18 protein-coding genes and 1 tRNA gene are annotated in these 17,091 nt (G+C 56.3%); 14 read left to right on the top strand and 5 right to left on the bottom strand.

What is annotated here, in order from left to right:
- The first annotated feature begins 178 nt into the window (after positions 1 to 178).
- Genes QQL78_RS05130 through QQL78_RS05110 form a run of 5 tightly spaced genes read left to right on the top strand, consistent with a single transcriptional unit; the run spans position 179 to position 6,004 of the window.
- On the top strand, positions 179 to 946 hold the full coding sequence (locus tag QQL78_RS05130; RefSeq protein WP_284371196.1) for a crotonase/enoyl-CoA hydratase family protein: 768 nt from the start codon (positions 179 to 181) through the stop codon (positions 944 to 946).
- A gap of 4 nt (positions 947 to 950) precedes the next feature.
- On the top strand, positions 951 to 1,439 hold the full coding sequence (locus tag QQL78_RS05125; RefSeq protein WP_284371194.1) for a MarR family winged helix-turn-helix transcriptional regulator: 489 nt from the start codon (positions 951 to 953) through the stop codon (positions 1,437 to 1,439).
- A complete protein-coding gene (locus tag QQL78_RS05120) occupies positions 1,436 to 3,247 on the top strand; it encodes a feruloyl-CoA synthase (RefSeq protein WP_284371192.1) in 1,812 nt (603 codons plus the stop codon). The genes QQL78_RS05125 and QQL78_RS05120 overlap by 4 nt, the downstream gene beginning before the upstream one ends.
- A gap of 11 nt (positions 3,248 to 3,258) precedes the next feature.
- A complete protein-coding gene (locus tag QQL78_RS05115) occupies positions 3,259 to 4,131 on the top strand; it encodes an amidohydrolase family protein (protein ID WP_284371190.1) in 873 nt (290 codons plus the stop codon).
- Positions 4,132 to 4,135: 4 nt separating this feature from the next.
- Positions 4,136 to 6,004, top strand: a complete 1,869-nt coding sequence (locus QQL78_RS05110) for an FAD-dependent monooxygenase (RefSeq protein ID WP_284371188.1) — start codon at positions 4,136 to 4,138, stop codon at positions 6,002 to 6,004.
- Positions 6,005 to 6,042: 38 nt separating this feature from the next.
- On the opposite strand, the gene QQL78_RS05105 is transcribed toward QQL78_RS05110, so the two are convergent.
- Together QQL78_RS05105 and QQL78_RS05100 are read right to left on the bottom strand one after the other, a co-directional pair.
- A complete protein-coding gene (locus QQL78_RS05105) occupies positions 6,043 to 7,140 on the bottom strand; it encodes a mandelate racemase/muconate lactonizing enzyme family protein (RefSeq protein WP_284371185.1) in 1,098 nt (365 codons plus the stop codon).
- 56 nt (positions 7,141 to 7,196) lie between these two features.
- Positions 7,197 to 7,475: a hypothetical protein gene (locus QQL78_RS05100; RefSeq protein ID WP_284371183.1), complete on the bottom strand. Its 279-nt coding sequence runs from the start codon at positions 7,473 to 7,475 to the stop codon at positions 7,197 to 7,199.
- A gap of 334 nt (positions 7,476 to 7,809) precedes the next feature.
- Between QQL78_RS05100 and QQL78_RS05095 the strand changes: the two genes are divergently transcribed.
- From QQL78_RS05095 to QQL78_RS05080, 4 genes are all read left to right on the top strand, one after another.
- Positions 7,810 to 8,172 (top strand): YbaN family protein, encoded by a 363-nt coding sequence (locus tag QQL78_RS05095; protein ID WP_284371181.1) that lies wholly within the window; start codon positions 7,810 to 7,812, stop codon positions 8,170 to 8,172.
- Positions 8,127 to 8,684, top strand: coding sequence for a hypothetical protein (locus QQL78_RS05090; RefSeq protein WP_284371179.1), 558 nt, complete (start codon positions 8,127 to 8,129; stop codon positions 8,682 to 8,684). The genes QQL78_RS05095 and QQL78_RS05090 overlap by 46 nt, the downstream gene beginning before the upstream one ends.
- 196 nt (positions 8,685 to 8,880) lie before the next feature.
- A complete protein-coding gene (locus QQL78_RS05085; RefSeq protein WP_284371177.1) occupies positions 8,881 to 9,459 on the top strand; it encodes a hypothetical protein in 579 nt (192 codons plus the stop codon).
- 314 nt (positions 9,460 to 9,773) lie between these two features.
- Positions 9,774 to 10,013, top strand: a complete 240-nt coding sequence (locus QQL78_RS05080; RefSeq protein WP_284371175.1) for a helix-turn-helix domain-containing protein — start codon at positions 9,774 to 9,776, stop codon at positions 10,011 to 10,013.
- Here the strand turns inward: QQL78_RS05080 and QQL78_RS05075 are convergent.
- Both QQL78_RS05075 and QQL78_RS05070 read right to left on the bottom strand, forming a co-directional pair.
- Positions 10,010 to 10,903, bottom strand: coding sequence for a tyrosine-type recombinase/integrase (locus QQL78_RS05075; protein WP_284371173.1), 894 nt, complete (start codon positions 10,901 to 10,903; stop codon positions 10,010 to 10,012). The genes QQL78_RS05080 and QQL78_RS05075 overlap by 4 nt on opposite strands.
- Positions 10,904 to 11,132: 229 nt before the next feature.
- Positions 11,133 to 11,216: transfer RNA gene (locus tag QQL78_RS05070), tRNA-Leu, on the bottom strand.
- Positions 11,217 to 11,363: 147 nt separating this feature from the next.
- On the opposite strand from QQL78_RS05070, the gene QQL78_RS05065 reads away from it, so the two are divergent.
- Positions 11,364 to 11,885 carry a Hint domain-containing protein gene (locus tag QQL78_RS05065; RefSeq protein ID WP_284371171.1) on the top strand — a complete coding sequence of 174 codons (522 nt, stop codon included), beginning with the start codon at positions 11,364 to 11,366 and terminating at the stop codon, positions 11,883 to 11,885.
- A gap of 118 nt (positions 11,886 to 12,003) precedes the next feature.
- Here QQL78_RS05065 and QQL78_RS05060 read toward each other — a convergent pair whose 3' ends face one another.
- Positions 12,004 to 13,659: an NAD(P)H-hydrate dehydratase gene (locus QQL78_RS05060; RefSeq protein ID WP_284371169.1), complete on the bottom strand. Its 1,656-nt coding sequence runs from the start codon at positions 13,657 to 13,659 to the stop codon at positions 12,004 to 12,006.
- A gap of 173 nt (positions 13,660 to 13,832) precedes the next feature.
- On the opposite strand from QQL78_RS05060, the gene QQL78_RS05055 reads away from it, so the two are divergent.
- From QQL78_RS05055 to QQL78_RS05040, 4 genes are all read left to right on the top strand, one after another.
- A complete protein-coding gene (locus QQL78_RS05055; RefSeq protein ID WP_284371167.1) occupies positions 13,833 to 14,171 on the top strand; it encodes a P-II family nitrogen regulator in 339 nt (112 codons plus the stop codon).
- Between the two features lie 37 nt (positions 14,172 to 14,208).
- Positions 14,209 to 15,615, top strand: a complete 1,407-nt coding sequence (gene glnA / locus QQL78_RS05050) for a type I glutamate--ammonia ligase (protein ID WP_284371165.1) — start codon at positions 14,209 to 14,211, stop codon at positions 15,613 to 15,615.
- A gap of 175 nt (positions 15,616 to 15,790) precedes the next feature.
- Entirely contained in the window at positions 15,791 to 16,018 is a 228-nt protein-coding gene (locus tag QQL78_RS05045) for a hypothetical protein (protein ID WP_284371163.1), read from the top strand.
- Between the two features lie 122 nt (positions 16,019 to 16,140).
- Positions 16,141 to 16,944 (top strand): lytic murein transglycosylase, encoded by an 804-nt coding sequence (locus QQL78_RS05040; protein ID WP_284371161.1) that lies wholly within the window; start codon positions 16,141 to 16,143, stop codon positions 16,942 to 16,944.
- Positions 16,945 to 17,091 lie beyond the last annotated feature (147 nt).

The raw sequence follows: 17,091 nt of genomic DNA, 5'->3' as shown, positions 1-17,091 counted from the left end.
TGAGGATAAAAATACCCCATCCTCTATAATAGTTATGGTATATAACAAAATAACGAAACAGGAAGATTCGGAACCGAGCCAAAGGCCCATGCGTTTTCCGGCGGGTATGGGCGTCATCATTTCGTCACCCGCCTTCCAAAACCACCGTCTGGCTCGAACGTGCCATAAGGGAGCGATAATGAGCCAACCCATCCTCAAGATCGACATTGATGGCGCAATTGCGACCCTCACGATGAACCGCCCGGACAAACGCAATGCTATGTGTGAAGAACTGTTGGTGGCGATCGACAGTTTCTTTTCCGCCCCGCCAAAAGAGGTGCGTGTGGCGATCATCACCGGCACCGCGGGGCATTATTGCTCTGGTCTGGATCTGTCGGAACATGTGCATCGCTCTGCCGAAGAGAACCTGCACCACTCACGCAAATGGCATGAGGTGATGGAGAAAATCCAGTTTGGCGGGCTAGCGGTTGTCTCGGCGATGTTTGGGGCGGTGATCGGTGGCGGGCTGGAACTGGCCGCGTCAACCCATGTGCGGATTGCCGAACCCTCAACAATCTTCCAACTGCCCGAGGGGCGGCGCGGCATCTTTGTCGGCGGCGGCGCAACAGCACGGGTTGGCCGGTTGATGGGTGCGGATCGAATGACAGAGATGATGCTGACCGGGCGCAAATACGATGCTGAGACGGGTGTTGCCCTTGGGCTGGCGCATTATGCAGTACAGGAAGGCGAAGCCATGGGGCTGGCGCAGGAACTGGCAGGAAAGATCGCGCGCAATGCGCCGCTCTCGAACTACCTGATGATCCAGTCCATCGCCAAAATCAGCGACATGTCCCAAAGTGACGGGCTGTTCACGGAATCTCTGGCCGCCGCCCTGTCACAAACCACACCCGATGCGACCGAGGGGCTGAACGCCTTCCTCGAAAAACGCGCACCCAGGTTCAGGTGATCGCATGAAACCCGCCCTTTCTGACAAAACCCATAAATCCGCAGGCCCGATCGTCGACGAGAGCACTTTGCAGGGTTTTCTTGGCTATCAGCTGAAACGCGCCTTTAACGTCATGCAGGCTGATCTGACCCAAGCGCTAAAACCACATGGGTTGCGGATGTTGACCTATACCGCATTGATCCTGATTGCCGACAACCCCGGACTAAGCCAGTCACAACTGGCCGCCGCGATGGATGTGGAACGGCCCAATCTGGTGGTGATCCTGGACGCGCTGGAACACCGCGCGTTGATCCTGCGCGAACGGGTGCCCAGCGACCGGCGCACCTATGCGCTGAAGGTGACGCTGAAAGGCCGGCAGCTGTATGAGAAAGCAACTGCCGATGTGAAAACCCATGAGCAAGCCTTGCTGGCGGGAATTGATGCCGCAACGCGCAAAACGGTTGTTGAGGCCATGCTGTTGATCCGGCACCGCGCCGCAAAGGATAGCCTATGAAAAGAACCACTCAGTTCCAGCCCCATGACGTGACTCGTCAAGACCGTGCGGATGGGTGTATCCTGTTACACTCAAACCATGAAACAAGCACCCCCGTCAGGCGCACCGGTGACTGGCTGCACCATTGGGCGACCAAGACCCCCGGACAGGTGTTCATTGCCGAACGCAGCGGTGCAGGCTGGCGCTCCGAAACCTATGTCACGGCTTTGCAAAAGATACGCGCCATCGCGGCGGCCCTATTGGCGCGGGGCATGGGCGCGCATCATCCGATTTTGATCCTGTCAGGCAATGGCGTGGACCACGCCTTGCTGACCCTGGCGGCGCAATACATCGGTGTGCCCACAGTGCCGGTTGCCGAACAATACTCCCTTGTCCCTGCCGCCCATGGCCGCCTGATACATGCCATCGGGTTGGTGCGCCCGGCCATGGCCTTTGTCGATGATGCCAGCCGCTATGCCGATGCCCTTGCGCTGGAAGCGCTTAAGGGAGTCGAGATTGTCGCAAGCAATGGCACAACATCTGGCATCACCCCTTTTGCAACCCTGTTGAAAGGTGACGCGGGTGTTGATGTAGAGGCAGCCCATGCAAGCGTGACCCCTGACACAGTGGCAAAGATCCTGATGACCTCTGGATCGACCTCTGATCCCAAAGGGGTGCTGACGACGCATCAAATGCTCTGTGCCAATCAGGCTCAGATTGCCGACTCCCTGCCCTTTCTGCGCAAACGCCCGCCGGTGGTGGTGGATTGGTTGCCCTGGAACCATGTGTTTGGCGGCTCCCATAATTTTAATATGATGCTGGCCAATGGCGGATCCTATTATGTGGATGATGGCAAGCCGGTGGCGGGGCTGTTTGAACGGACGTTGGAAAATCTTGGGCTGGTTGCCGGCAGCCTGTGCTTTAACGTGCCCGTGGGGTTCCAGATGCTGCTGGCCGCCTTGCAAAAAGACCCGACATTGCGCCAGCATTTTTTCAAGAACCTAGATCTGATCTTCTATGCCGGTGCATCATTGCCGCAGGATGTCTGGGAAGGCTTTGAGACCCTTGCGATGGAGGTGAAAGGCGAGGTGCCGCTGATGACCTCTTCATGGGGGCTGACCGAGACCGCCCCTGCCCTGCTGATCCAGCAGGAACCCACAGACCGCTCCGGCGTGGTCGGCGTCCCGATGAGTAATGTGATGGTCAAACTGGTGCCCGCTGACACGGCCCGTTTCGAGGTCCGCGTGAAAGGCCCCAATGTGATGACAGCCTATCTGGATGCGCCAGAGAAAACCGCCGAAGCCTTTGATGACGAGGGGTACTTTATCACCGGCGACGCCATGCGCTTTGTCGATCCGCAGGACGTCAACAAGGGCCTGAAATTCGACGGACGCATCAGCGAGGATTTCAAACTGCTGACCGGCACATGGGTGCGTGCAGGCCAGTTGCGGCTGGATATGCTGGCCTGTCTTGGCGGGCTGGCAAGTGATCTGGTGGTAACCGGCGCTGATCGGGATGAAATTGGCCTGATGATCTTCCCCAACATGGGCGCGCTGGCCGCTGCGGGGTATTCTGCCGACAGTGCAGAGGGGGCGCTTACCGATGCAGGGTTACTTTCTGACATCCGGCAGCGACTGGCCAATCACGCCAAAGGGACCAGCAGTTCCACCCGTGTGGGGCGCGCCATTGTCCTCAGTACCCCCGCCTCTATGGCGCTGGGAGAGATGACCGCGAAGGGCAACCTGAATTTCGACCGCATTCTGACACTGCGTGCGGATCTGTTGGCACGGCTTTATGCCGAAACCGACATCGCTGTTGCGAAACTGTAAGGACAGGAACAATGGTAGATCTCACGAAGGTGCGTGCAATCGACATTCACACCCATGCCGAAGAACCCTGCGGATGCCATGGTGATGACGGGTATGACGATCTGCAATCCACCATGGCCGCCTATTTCGGTGCCCCTTGGAAACATCCCCCCACAATTGAAGAAACCGCCGCCCATTACCGCGCGCAGAACATTGCCGCAGTGATCTTTCCTGTCGATAGCGAACGCGAGACCGGATATCGCCGCTACAAGAACGAAGAGGTTGCTGAACTGGCCGCTGCAAATGACGATGTGCTGATTCCATTTGCCTCGATTGATCCGTGGAAAGGCAAAATGGGCGTGCGCGAGGCACGGCGGTTGATCAGGGGTTACGGCATCAAGGGGTTCAAGTTTCACCCCACCATGCAAGGATTCTACCCCAATGACCGCATGGCCTACCCGCTTTATGAAGCCATTGCGGAAGAAGGCGGCATCGCGCTGTTTCACACCGGCCAGACCGGCGTTGGGTCGGGCATGCCCGGTGGTAACGGGATGCGGCTCAAATACTCCAACCCGATGTATATGGATGATGTTGCAGTGGACTTTCCCGAGCTGAAGATCATCCTCGCCCATCCCAGCTTCCCCTGGCAGGAAGAGGCGCTGGCCGTGGCGCAGCACAAGCCAAATGTCTATATCGACCTTTCCGGCTGGTCGCCGAAGTACTTTCCCGAAATTCTGGTCCGCTACTGTAATTCGATCCTGAAGAAAAAGGTGCTGTTCGGATCGGACTGGCCGATGATCACCCCGGAACGCTGGTTGGCGGATTTCGAGAAGATCGCGATCAAGGATGAACTGCGCGAAGACATCACCAAGGGCAATGCCGCCCGTCTTTTGGGGTTGGAATAGAGCGATGCAATATCACCTTAACGGGTTTCGCGCCGGAGATCCGTCCGTGCAGGAGGCGGCCCCCGGCAAGGATACCACCGATGTACTGATCATCGGCTGCGGCCCTGCCGGGCTGACACTGGCCGCGCAGCTTGCCGCCTTTGCACAGATTTCCACCCGCATCGTCGAGCGCAAGTCAGGCCCCTTGCAGATCGGTCAGGCGGATGGTGTTGCCTGCCGCTCCATCGAGATGTTTCAGGCCTTCGGCTTTGCCGAGAAGGTGCTGAAAGAAGCCTATTGGGTGAATGAAGTCGCCTTCTGGCGGCCCCACCCGGAGGGACAGGGATTGCACCGCGCAGACCGCATTCAGGACGTGGAGGATGATCTGTCCGAGATGCCCCATGTGATCCTGAGCCAGGCACGTATTCATGATTTTTATCTGGAGGTTATGCGCAATTCTGCACAGCGGCTGGAACCGGAATACAACCGCGAACTAATTGAACTGACCCGCACCGATGATCCAGAGTACCCTGTCACCGCCACCTTCAAATGCCTTGACCAGAGCGACAGCAGCGAAACCATCCGCGCCCGCTACGTTGTCGGCTGTGACGGCGCGCGCAGCAGGGTGCGCCGCGCACTTGGGTATTCGCTTAAGGGCGAAGCGGCACGACAGCTTTGGGGCGTGATGGATGTTCTGGCAATCACGGATTTCACCGACATCAGGTTGAAATGTGCAATCCAATCCGCCGAACATGGCAGTATCCTGATCATCCCGCGTGAAGGCGGCTATCTGGTGCGAATGTATATCGAACTTGACGCCCTGCATGGGGAGGAACGCGCGGCAGATCGCAATGTGACGTCGGATATGTTGATCCAGAAAGCCCGCGACATTCTGGCCCCCTATACGTTGGACGTGAAAGAAGTTGCCTGGTGGTCAGCCTATGAAATCGGGCAGCGGGTCTGTGACTCTTTCGATGATGTGCCTGACGATATGCGCGCCCACGACATCCCGCGTATCTTTATTGCCGGTGACGCCTGTCACACCCATAGCCCAAAGGCCGGTCAGGGGATGAATGTCTCTATGGCCGATACATTTAATCTGGGCTGGAAACTGGCGGCTGTCTTGCGGGGGCAATCTGACCCTGCCCTGCTGCACAGCTATTCACAGGAACGGCAGGCCAAAGCGAAGGAGCTGATCGAGTTTGACCGCAACATGGCGCGTTTGTTCAGTGCCAAACCAAAGACCGCTGAAGAGGCCGCGCAATTTCAAAGCTATTTCAAGAAACACGGACGCTATACGGCGGGTGTGGAAACCCGCTATGCCCCTTCGACCGTCATCGGTGACGATGCCCATCAGGCGCTTGCCACCGGACAGAGCGTCGGCATGCGGTTCCACTCCGCCCCCGTGATCCGGCTAGGTGACGGCAAGCGGATGCAATTGGGTCACCTGCTGAAGGCAGACGGGCGCTGGCGGTTGTTGGCCTTTGCCGGTGCTGGCGATATGGGGCAAACCGGGGGGGATATTGCGCAGCTTTGCGCGAAACTGACCAACACCCCTGCCAGCCCGATCATGCGCTATACACCGAAAGAGGCCGATATCGACAGCGTGATTGACATGCGCGCGGTGTTCCAGACACCGCATCGGGAAATGCGGCTGGAGGGTCTGCCCGCATTGCTGCTGCCCACCAAGGGGCGCTATGGGCTGATCGACTATGAAAAAACATTCTGTGCGGACGGCAGAGCCGATTCCGATATCTATGATCTGCGCGGCATCAACCGGCAGCACGGTGCGCTGTTGATCATCCGGCCAGATCAGTTTGTCGCCGCAGTGTTGCCACTTGCGGATGCCGCTGGGGTTGCGGCGTTTTTTGACGGATTTATGAGTCAGGGTTAGGTTTCGGCGCGTTGCCTCACACGCCCCCCAGCCGAACTTCAAGCCTTGCGTTGGTCTGCGGCTTCAAGCTTTCGCCAATCAAACGTTACGCCAATCCCGGCATCATCCGGCGCAACGGCCAGATGGTTTTCAACCTGTAGCGGCCGCAGGGTATATTCATCAATCGGGAATGAATGGACTTCGATCCAGCCAGCATTCTCCTGCCCCGCCACAAGGCTGACATGTAACTCCTGCATGCCATGGCTGCACACCGGCAGCCCGGCCTGCGCCGCGCGTTCGGCCACCTGCAAAAATCCGGTGATCCCACCGCAATTGGAGGCATCCGGTTGGATAAAGGCCAGCTTTGCCTGATCCAATGCGTATTCGAACTCATGTATCGTATGCAGGTTTTCACCCATCGCGAGGGGCATGCCCGTCGCCTCTGCAATCCTGCCATAACCGGCGTAATCATCGGGTATGGTCGGCTCTTCAAACCACAGCAGGTCAAAGGGTTTGAACGCATTGGCCGCGACAATTGCCTGTTCAACACTCATCGAATAATTCGCATCCACCATAAAAGCGATGTCAGGGCCGATCAGCGCACGCACCGCTTTGATCCGCGCGATGTCCTCCTCAAGGGTTGGTTGCCCGATCTTGATTTTCACCCCGTTGAAACCACGGTCCAGATACCCCTGAACACTGTCCAGAAGTTTGGGCAGATCAAACCCCAGATCAATCCCGCCACAATAGGCCTTGCAGGTTCTCGCCGCCCCACCGGCCATCTGCCAAAGCGGCAGGTTCAAACCTTTGCCACGCAGATCCCACAGGGCGATATCAATGGCAGAAATCGCAAAGGATGCGATGCCACCACGTGCCACGTAATGCAGATGCCATTGCATCGCGTCATAGAGAGCCTCAACATCAGTGGCGTCTTTACCGATCAGAAAAGGTGTCAAATCATGTGTGATCATCGCCTCGATCGCATGCCCGCCTTTGCCCCCGGTGTAGGTGTAGCCGGTGCCGGTCATCCCGTTACTCAGGCCAATGGTCACGGTAATCAGTTCGAAAAAATGATGATCCCCATGTTTCGCATCCACCAGCACCTCAGCCAGTGGAATGTGAAACAGCCGCACGTCGAGTGATGAGATTTGGGCCATGCCATTGCTACTTTACGTCTCAGAATATTCGGTCCGGCCGGGCCCTTTGACGTGAATCAGCGCCCGTTTCTTGGCCGAGCAACAATCACCCGACCAGTTGCAGGACGTACTCTAGGTCTTTCAGCCAGAAACGCAAATCTGATGCCGCTGGGAGAGAAAACAAGGCTCTCATCATTTGTGCGAGGCAACTGTAGCTTATTGATTTTATTTGAAAACAGCGGATGCTTTCTATGGCAAAGCGGATTTGGCGCGGGTGAAGCCCCTTGAAACAGCAATTCATACCCTCTCTTTTCGCCTCCCCATTCGGTTGGAGCCAGTAAATATTGGTATTTCATGTCTTTGGCCCTTCTACCCCGCCCATGGTCAAAGGTGGTTCTTAAGGTGGACATATGACGCCTTCAAAGGCCAAATCCAGCCTTATCAGCCGCCTCCAAACTCTCCCCCAACCGGTTTATCCGGCAGGCCGCTGGTCAACATCACCCGTATTGTTTTTACGCAAATCACCAGGTGAAAGGAGTTGGACGACACCGGGCCAGGTCGATGGGGTATTGATGGCGGCGGCCCATCACCCGTTGAACCTCTTTGTGATGCATTAGAAATTGCGCCCGATCGACAGCAATGTCACACCAAGCCTGCAATCGTCAAAGCGTAACGTCTAGGAGTTCAGCCATGATCCGACTGTATTGGACAATTCTTGGCCTGATCGCGCTTGTCCTTGGTGGTATCGGGGTGCTTCTCCCGCTACTACCGACAACGCCTTTTGTCATTCTCGCAGCTTTCGCATTTGCCAAAGGGTCACCACGCCTTGCAGCACGTCTTGAACAGAATCCGACTTTTGGACCGATAATAAGAGAATGGCGCGACAACGGCGCGATCGCGCTAAGATATAAAGTTCTCGCCCTTGTGATGATGGTCATCACATTCAGTGCCAGCGTGGCAGCTGATCTGGCGACACCTATTTTGCTTGTCCAAGCAGTTTGCTTGTTATGCGCTGCTGGCTTTATTTTAAGTCGCCCAAACGGACCAGGTTAAACGATGCTCGCGCCCTCACTGATCTTGACCTTACCGACACATTGCTGACGAAAACCCTTGGTTCAGCCAAAGATAATCAACACGTCTATGGACGCCCCCCTACCGTCATTTTTTCCACTATCATCGACACGAACATTTGTCTGGCCGACGAATGGGCGGGCCTTAACATCGGTTCGGCCATCCTTTGTATCGGTTGGAACAAAAGGGAGCTACCTGTCTGGCACCACCGTAAACCGCCAAGCAAACCAATAACGATATTGAGCCAACCGGGCAGCGCCGTGGCCACTTTATTCAAATGCGCATCGCAAAACAGAAGCCCTATCCAGCAATGTCAAACCCAATGGGGAATGATCCGCCCCATTACCGATGGTACTCAGAAACAAGCGACAAAACCATCCGCTGAGTCTGAAGCGAAAAAAGAACAATGGTCTGGTACTTTTGCGATTGATCACAGATTGGAAACAGATTTCTTGAAACATTTCAACCATAGCGAGCATCCAGTTAATTTTTAGGCTTTTGAAACGCACCAAAAAAACCCGTTGCTTTTCAACCGCTTGTCAGTGCCGCGAACTCCCAGAGCCCGGATACTGTAGAAATAGGAGTATTTTTCTGTCTTTTTCCCATCCCTTCTGTGACGCGAAAGCTTAACATAAGGTTAACGTTTGGCCGCCGGCCTGATGAAAGTTCTTTTTCTTGAGGACATCTGTAATGACCAGAACGAAATTGATGAGTACTTTAGCCGCGACAGCTTTGTTGGTATTTACACTGGCTGCACCTGTCACTGCCAACAGCGGCAGCGATGTCAGTGGTAAAGGTGGCGATGTGTCAAAAGGTGGCGATGTTTCAGCCGACAAAGAGGGGGACAAAGGGGGGACTGATCCGGGAAAATCGCCAGATCCCGAACCAGAGCCTGAGCCAGAACCGGAGCCCGAACCGGAGCCAGAGCCCGAACCGGAACCCGAAGATCCAGACACCACTCCTTCAACGGCAAACAACCCAGGCAATGGCCCAAATGACCGGAACCTCGTTCAGAAAGCCGATAACTGCGATACTAGCGACCGCCGTTTGGTCAGTTCTGAAGGGGCGCATGTCGGCAACATAACCGGCATCGATTGTCGCGAGGATGGGGCGGTTCTCTATCACGTGCATCTGGTGAAGCCGTTTAATTCAGAAGCCCGCAGTGTTATCTTCAAGACCAAAGTCCGCCCTCGGGCTGGTAAGCGGGTGCAGTTGCAATTGACCAACATGCAAGTCAAGAAACTGATCTGGATGAACGCACGTCACTGAGGGAGGGCGTGCCGGACTTCATCCCCAATATTTCGGACACCTACGGAAAAAGCTTAGCGCCAGCAGATGGTGAAACCTAAGACCGTCGACGCTCTCAACATTCTTGCAGAACGACTGCTGCGCGGTGTTATCCGGTAGACAAAATAGACCTTTCGCTACGCGAAAGTTCTATGGTGCGGGTGAATGCACACCCAACGCCCTACTGTGCTTCCGCTATGAGGCTTTCTACATCCACGGTCCATTTGACTATAACGGCGCGATTCAAGCCGGTCTTGAGAGAAACATTCTACCCAGCCCATAGGAGGCAGAGACACATGAGCGATCAGAGCTTCACTCTTGTGCCCACCGATTGGCTAAAGCGCGTCGAAAACAGCTTGGGCGACCTGCACAGCCGCCTTGATGGCGCAACGGTGATACCCGCGCCCGAATGGCTGACAATCTCGGACGCCGCCGCAAGGCTGGGCGTGGATCGCAGCACGGTGCATCGCCGGATCGCAAGCGGAACACTGGAAGCCAAGGGGGACGGTAAGCTGCGCCGCGTCAAGGTTGGCTAGTCCAGCCTTTTCGCCAACTCTTCGGCGGATTCATCGTAATACGTCATTAGCTGAGATATGTTTCTATGCCCAATCATCTTTGCCAGCGCCAACACGTCCAGCTTTCGAGACAACCACGTCACAGCGCAGTGCCTGCTATCGTGGAATGTCAGATCAACCACAGCGGCCCGATCCCGTCGCTTGCGCCAAAGCACATCTAGTTCTGAGCTTTTAATGTTGAAAATCGGGTCGTGTTCGGGGAGCATGGAAAGCAATCGGATCGACTCTTTCGACAAGGGCACATCGCGGGCCGTTCCGTTCTTCGTCTTCGGCAAATGCGCATACCGCTTTTCAATGAATACGCAGTCTTGTGATAGCCGCACAATCTCCCCAGCCCGCATTCCCGTTTCCATCGCAAACAAAAAGGCATGGAAGGCCCGCGCTGTTTTGTTCCTCAGATCATCCCCCGCAGAATGTGCCAGGCGCTCCAATTCGTCCGATGTGGGAAGCCGGGCCCGCTTAGGTGGCGGTGGTGGCAACCTCACATCAGCAAGCGGGTTCGCCGGTATCATGCGCCACTCGCGCCGCGCTTGCGTGAACACCGCTGACAGTAGGTTCATTTCACGCCGCACAGATCCTGCTGACACCTCTGCAAGCCGCCTATCGCGCCAGTCTGCCATATCCGTTGCCGTCACATCACTGATAGCCAGCCGACCGATCTTGTCTTTCGACAATTTGCGCAACCGGATATCTTCCCACCGCGCCCCGCCCTTTTTCGATGATACTTCCTTGGCATACCGCAGCATTACGTCAGAAAGAGGTGTTGCCCCAGCGACCTTGGGCGCATTGGTAATCTCGTATTCTGTCCGTGCGGCCCAATCCTTCGCCTCTTGCTTTGTCGGGAATACCATTGACCGCCGCACACCTTTGCGCGATACTTCTGCCCTCCATCCCTTGCTGTGCTTTCGAAAACTAGCCACCCGCGCCCCATGCGTAATAGCATCGCGCTTTGTGCGTAATTCATGCGGGCCAACGTGCGATAATGTGCCTCAGCTTTGCAACTCTTTTACCGCACGAATACGCATTTAGCTATGTTTTGCGGCTATATGCAACGTTTTGAGTTGCATCCAGTTGCATCTGTGGTGCGGGTGAAGGGACTCGAACCCCCACGCCAAAGGCGCCAGAACCTAAATCTGGTGCGTCTACCAATTCCGCCACACCCGCACTGCTCGCCCGTAAACACCGGCAGCTCGGGTGCAATAACAAAGTGTGAAACCTTTGGCGAGACCAAAAAAGAGCAAGACATTAACAAGATTTTGTCATATAGTTCACATACCCAGAGCAGGTTACAAAAATAAGAAAGTAACGCCCATGAAGCCGAAAACGGTCGGGCGCGTTGGCGGCAACGACCGTCATACGGGCCAATATTCCCCCTATGCCGCACTTGATACGGGGCTTGTCACTGGCGCAATGCTGCTGACCCTTGATGGCGAAATGCCTGTTGAGTTTGTTTCGGTGGGCGACAAGCTGATCACGCGCGACACGGGCATCTCCAAAGTCGTGCATATCCAGCGGACCACCCGCCTTGTCCATACAATCGCGCTTTCTGCTGGCTCGCTGGGCCACACACGGCCCGAACGTGACGCATTGCTTGCGGGCGATCAGATGATTTTGATCCGCGACTGGCGGGCGCGCGCCCTGTTCAACTGCGAGCGCGCCCTGGTTGCCGCGCGCAGCCTGGTGGACGGCGAGTTCATCACCGATCTGGGCATGCAAGAGACCACGCTCTACCAGCTTTTCTGTGACGGGCCGCATATCCTATATTGCGACGGGCTTGAGTTAAGCACGGCGGATGGCGCACGGGCGCGCGGCGCGGTGTTGCACGCGGCGTGATGGCAGATCAGGACCTATAAGATACTTCGCCGAGAACCCGAAAACACAGATTATCACGCAAAACACTGTAATCTCTGATTTCAGGCAGCGTTGGGTGATCCAAGTTTTTCGCGAAATGCTATAGGCCCAGTTCACGAAACAGCTTCGGCAATTCTTCGGGCAGGTCTTCGGCAATCAGGCCGGGACCAAAACTGCGCGCTGCCTCCACATGCAGATAAGCGGCCAGCTCTGCCGCGCAGAACAGGGTGCCGCTGCCGAACGACGCGGCCAGACCGGCAATAAGACCCGCCAGCACGTCCCCCGCCCCAGCAGTCGCCAGCCAGGGCACCTCGCGGCCATAGCTGGCGGCATGCACCGTTGCGCCGCCCTGTGGATCGGCGATGACGGTATCCGCCCCTTTCAGCAGGACCAGACACCCCGCACGTTTGGCGGCTTGTCTCACCGCGTCAACCTTGGACAATCGACTGCGCGCTGGACCGGACAGGTCGGGAAACAACCGTTCGAATTCGCCTTCATGGGGCGTCAGGATGGTTCGGGCATGGGTCTGGGCAAACAAGCTTTGCGGATCCTGCGCAAAGCTGCTGAGCGCATCCGCATCCAACACCACCACCGGGTCCTCCAGATCATATTCCCCTGCCCGTCGGGCCAAAACCTCCTGCACCAGATCGCGGGTGCGCTGCGACACCCCCATCCCCGGCCCAAGACAAAACGAGGTGACCCTGTGATCAGCGACTTCGGCCAAAGGTTGATCCTTTTTCAGCGCCCGCAACATGATCGCGTTCAGCTGACAGGCATTCTCGATCAGTGCAGAAGGCGGGCAGATCACCGTGACCAGCCCTGCACCACTGCGCAAGGCTGCGCGCGCCGCCAGACGGGCCGCGCCACCGCGCCCGACGCCGCCGGCAAAGACCGCGACATGGCCAAAGTTGAACTTGTGGCCCGGCAAATTCGGTTTACCCATCACAGAACGCAGCCAGCTGCCGGTCACGTTTCGCCCGGCAAAAAAAGGTTCAGCCAGACGGATGCGCTGGGGATCCGGGCTTTGACCAATCATCTGGCTCTCACGCGCCGCGCCACCAAGACCGATATCAACCACCTTGAGACTTCCGCAAAGCGTAGGCCCAAGTGCCAGATAGTGCCCCGGTTTCGGCGCATGAAAGGTTACGGTCAGATTGGCGGTGTTCAGGGTTGCGGGCCAGGCACTGCCGGCCTTGCGCCCCGCCGCCCTGTCCGTTGGGATGATCCCGGTATCCAGATCAAGTCCGGAAGGGCAATCCACCGCCACACGTTTGATTTTATAAGGTGATTTCCACTGTTTCATCCCCGCGACATCCAGCACCTGTGCAATCTCAACAGGAACGGGGCGCGACAGGCCAATACCAAACACCGCATCGACAATCAGATCCGGGCGGGCACCGGCAAACACGGTTTCCGCGACAAGCGGCAGCACCTCACCGGCTTGCATCCAGCGGTCATAGTTTTCCTTGGCATCCGCTGGCAAGGCGGCAGGATCACTGTGCAGATGCACCTGCACTGTCCAGCCCACATCCCGCAACAGGCGGGCAATGACAAACCCATCCCCGCCATTGTTGCCCGGGCCGCAGAACACCAAGGCCCTGTGCCCGCCCTTGGTCAACTCGGGCCACTGCGCCAGAATCGCCTCAACCACCCCCTGCCCGGCACGCTCCATCAGATCCAGACCGCTGGCGTCTCCACGCGCAATTGCGGCCTTTTCGAAGCCGCGCATTTGATCCGCCGTCAGCAATTCGGTCATCTCATCCCCTCAAAGTTTCAAAACCGCATAAAATTTAATCACCACGGCGCGAATTTATGCAGCGATGCGGGTTTCACCCGTTCTCGCCGCCTGAATGCCGCAGCCTTTATGGATTCCCTTGGGGCAAAATGAAATGACCCGCACAGCGACAGAATTCTTGGGAGGAGCCCGTTATGAAAAAGATCGAAGCGATCATCAAGCCGTTCAAACTGGACGAGGTGAAAGAAGCTCTTCAGGACGTTGGCGTTCAAGGGCTTTCCGTGATCGAGGTCAAAGGATTTGGCCGCCAGAAAGGCCATACCGAACTGTATCGCGGTGCCGAATACGTTGTCGATTTCCTGCCCAAGGTAAAAGTCGAAGTTGTGCTGGATGATGATCAGGTCGACGCCGCCATCCAGGCCATTGTGGACGCAGCCAAGACCGAAAAGATCGGTGATGGTAAAATCTTCGTCTCTCCCGTCGAACAAACAATCCGCATCCGCACCGGGGAAACCGGTTCTGACGCGCTGTAATCCACCTTTTCTACTTAATTAAGAAGGAACCTCCCTGATGAGCACACAGGATTTTCTGAAACGTATCAAAGATGAAGACATTGAATATGTCGACATCCGCTTTACCGATCCACGCGGCAAGTTGCAGCACGTGACGGTTGTAAACGATCTGGTTGACGAGGACTTTCTTGAAGAAGGTTTCATGTTTGACGGATCTTCCATTGCGGGCTGGAAAAGCATCGAAGCCTCTGACATGAAGCTGATGCCCGACCTGAACAGCGCCTATCTGGATCCGTTTTATGCGGAAAAAACCATCTGTGTGCATTGTTCCGTTGTTGAGCCCGACACAAACGAACCCTACGATCGTGACCCCCGCGGCACCGCTGAAAAGGCCGAGGCCTATCTGAAGTCCTCCGGTATCGGTGACGTGGCCTATATGGGTCCAGAGGCCGAATTCTTCCTGTTTGATGATGTGCGTTTCTCCAACACGATCAACAAAGTGTCCTACGAAGTTGATGCATCCGATGCGTCATGGAACACGGATACTGAGTATGAGATGGGCAACATGGGCCACCGTCCGGGCCTCAAGGGTGGTTACTTCCCTGTGAACCCAACGGATGAAGCCCACGATCTGCGCGCCGAAATGCTGTCGACGATGAAGCGTCTTGGCATGAAAGTGGACAAGCATCACCACGAGGTTGCCTCCTGTCAGCATGAATTGGGCCTGATCTTTGGCTCATTGACCGAACAGGCTGACGAGTTGCAGAAGTACAAATACGTGATCCACAATGTGGCCCACGCCTACGGCAAATCCGCAACCTTCATGCCCAAGCCGATCTATGGCGACAACGGCTCCGGCATGCATGTGAACATGTCGATCTGGAAAGACGGCAAGCCGCTGTTCGCTGGTGACAAATACGCCGACCTGTCACAGGAAGCCCTGTGGTTCATCGGCGGTATTCTGGGCCACGCCAAGGCACTGAACGCTTTCACCAACCCGTCCACAAACAGCTACAAGCGTTTGATCCCCGGTTTCGAAGCCCCTGTTCTGCGGGCCTATTCCGCACGCAACCGTTCCGGTTGTGTACGTATCCCATGGACCGAAAGCCCCAAAGCCAAGCGCGTTGAGGCCCGTTTCCCTGATCCGGCAGCAAACCCATACCTGTGTTTCGCAGCCCTTCTGATGGCCGGTCTTGACGGCATCAAGAACAAGATCGATCCGGGCGAAGCCATGGACAAGAACCTCTATGACCTGCCCGCAGAAGAGCTGGCCGATATTCCAACCGTTTGTGGCTCCCTGCGCGAAGCGCTGGAAGAGTTGCAGACAGACATGGACTTCCTGCTGGCTGGTGACGTGTTCACCCGCGATCAGATCGAAGGCTATATCGAACTGAAGATGGAAGAGGTTCACAAGTACGAGCACACGCCACACCCTGTTGAGTTCGGCATGTACTACAGCTGCTAAGCGGCACAGATTTTGATCTGAAAGGGCACACCTTCGGGGGTGCCCTTTTTCGTTTCTGATGCCGTTTAGCCGGAAATCTTGGTTTTTCTCGATGTCGTGTTGACGCCGCGGCCCTGCCCCAATTTGGCCCGAAATCCAGGACATATAAATGTGCACGGAACCAAAGGAGAATGTCATGGCCATTTCGAGCACAACATTTGAAGAGCGTCTGGCGCGCATCAATAACGGTCAGACCGTTGATACCGCGTCGATGGTTGGGCGCACAAAGACCCGCCGCTCCTTTCGTGCCCGTTGCCTGACCTTTCCGTTTATGGTGGGTGTCGGCATCCTGACCGCAGGAACCGCCTATGCGTTTACGGTTTCGCCTGTTGAAATCGAATGGGTTTTCGCCTTGGCTGGCTAGGCTCCTGCTCCAGACCTTTCCTAGATGAAACAAAACCAGTCTGACAGATATGTTAGACGGTTCCCCTTTGCCCCCCGCCCAAACCTCGGTAAGCTGTGCGCGACAGTTTAAGAGGTATCCCTATGCGTCATCTACATTCAATCATTCTGGGCAGCGCGCTCAGCCTTGCGCTTGCCGTGCCCGCCCTTGCCGCGCAATGTGGCAATAATGCTGGCGGTTTCGGGCAATGGAAAGCCAGCTTTGCCGCCGAGGCGAAAGCCGCCGGTGTGGGCCAGCGCGGCCTTGATGCATTGGCAAGCGCGTCTTATGCCACCGGCACCATTCAGGCGGACCGCAACCAGAAATCTTTCAAATACTCCCTGCCCAAGTTCATGCAGATTCGTGGTGCCGACACGATTGTTGCACAGGGTCGCAAGCGCAAAGCCAAGAGCGCCGGATTCTACCAGTCGCTTGAACAACGCTATGGCGTGCCTGCCGGTGTGATCCTGGCGATCCATGGCATGGAAACCGGCTTTGGCGGGTTCATGGGCAAAAGCTCTGTTGTCTCTGCCATCACCACCTTGGCTTATGATTGCCGCCGATCAGCGTTTTTTGTACCCCATGCCATCGGCGCGCTAAAGCTGGTCGATCAGGGTGCCATCACCCCCGCCACCAAAGGCGCGAAACATGGGGAGTTGGGACATACTCAGTTTCTGCCGGGCAATGCGTTGAAATACGGCGTGGATGCAGATGGCAACGGGCGGGTCGATTTCTACAACCAGACCGACGCGCTGGCCTCAACTGCCAACTTCCTGCGCAAGAAAGGCTGGAAGCCGGGGCAAGGGTATCAGGAAGGCCAGCCCAACTTTAAAGTCATCAAGCAGTGGAACGCGGCAACTGTCTATCAACAGGCCATCGCGATCATGGGTGCCAAGATCGACGGTTGACCTAAAAGCCACAGTAAATGCCAAGGCCTGCCTGTCCCTGACACGGCGGGCCTTGTGCATTTCAGGGGGCCCTCCTATATGGCGTTCAAGGGTCAGGCCCCTGCCGTCCGCATTCCGGTGAAGTCCTGTGTAACTGAACAAGCTCTC

It is taken from the genome of Sulfitobacter pacificus (genome assembly GCF_030159975.1).
Classification (GTDB): domain Bacteria; phylum Pseudomonadota; class Alphaproteobacteria; order Rhodobacterales; family Rhodobacteraceae; genus Sulfitobacter; species Sulfitobacter pacificus.
Note: the sequence above shows the minus strand (reverse complement) of the source record. Positions and strands in the feature narration are given on the sequence as shown.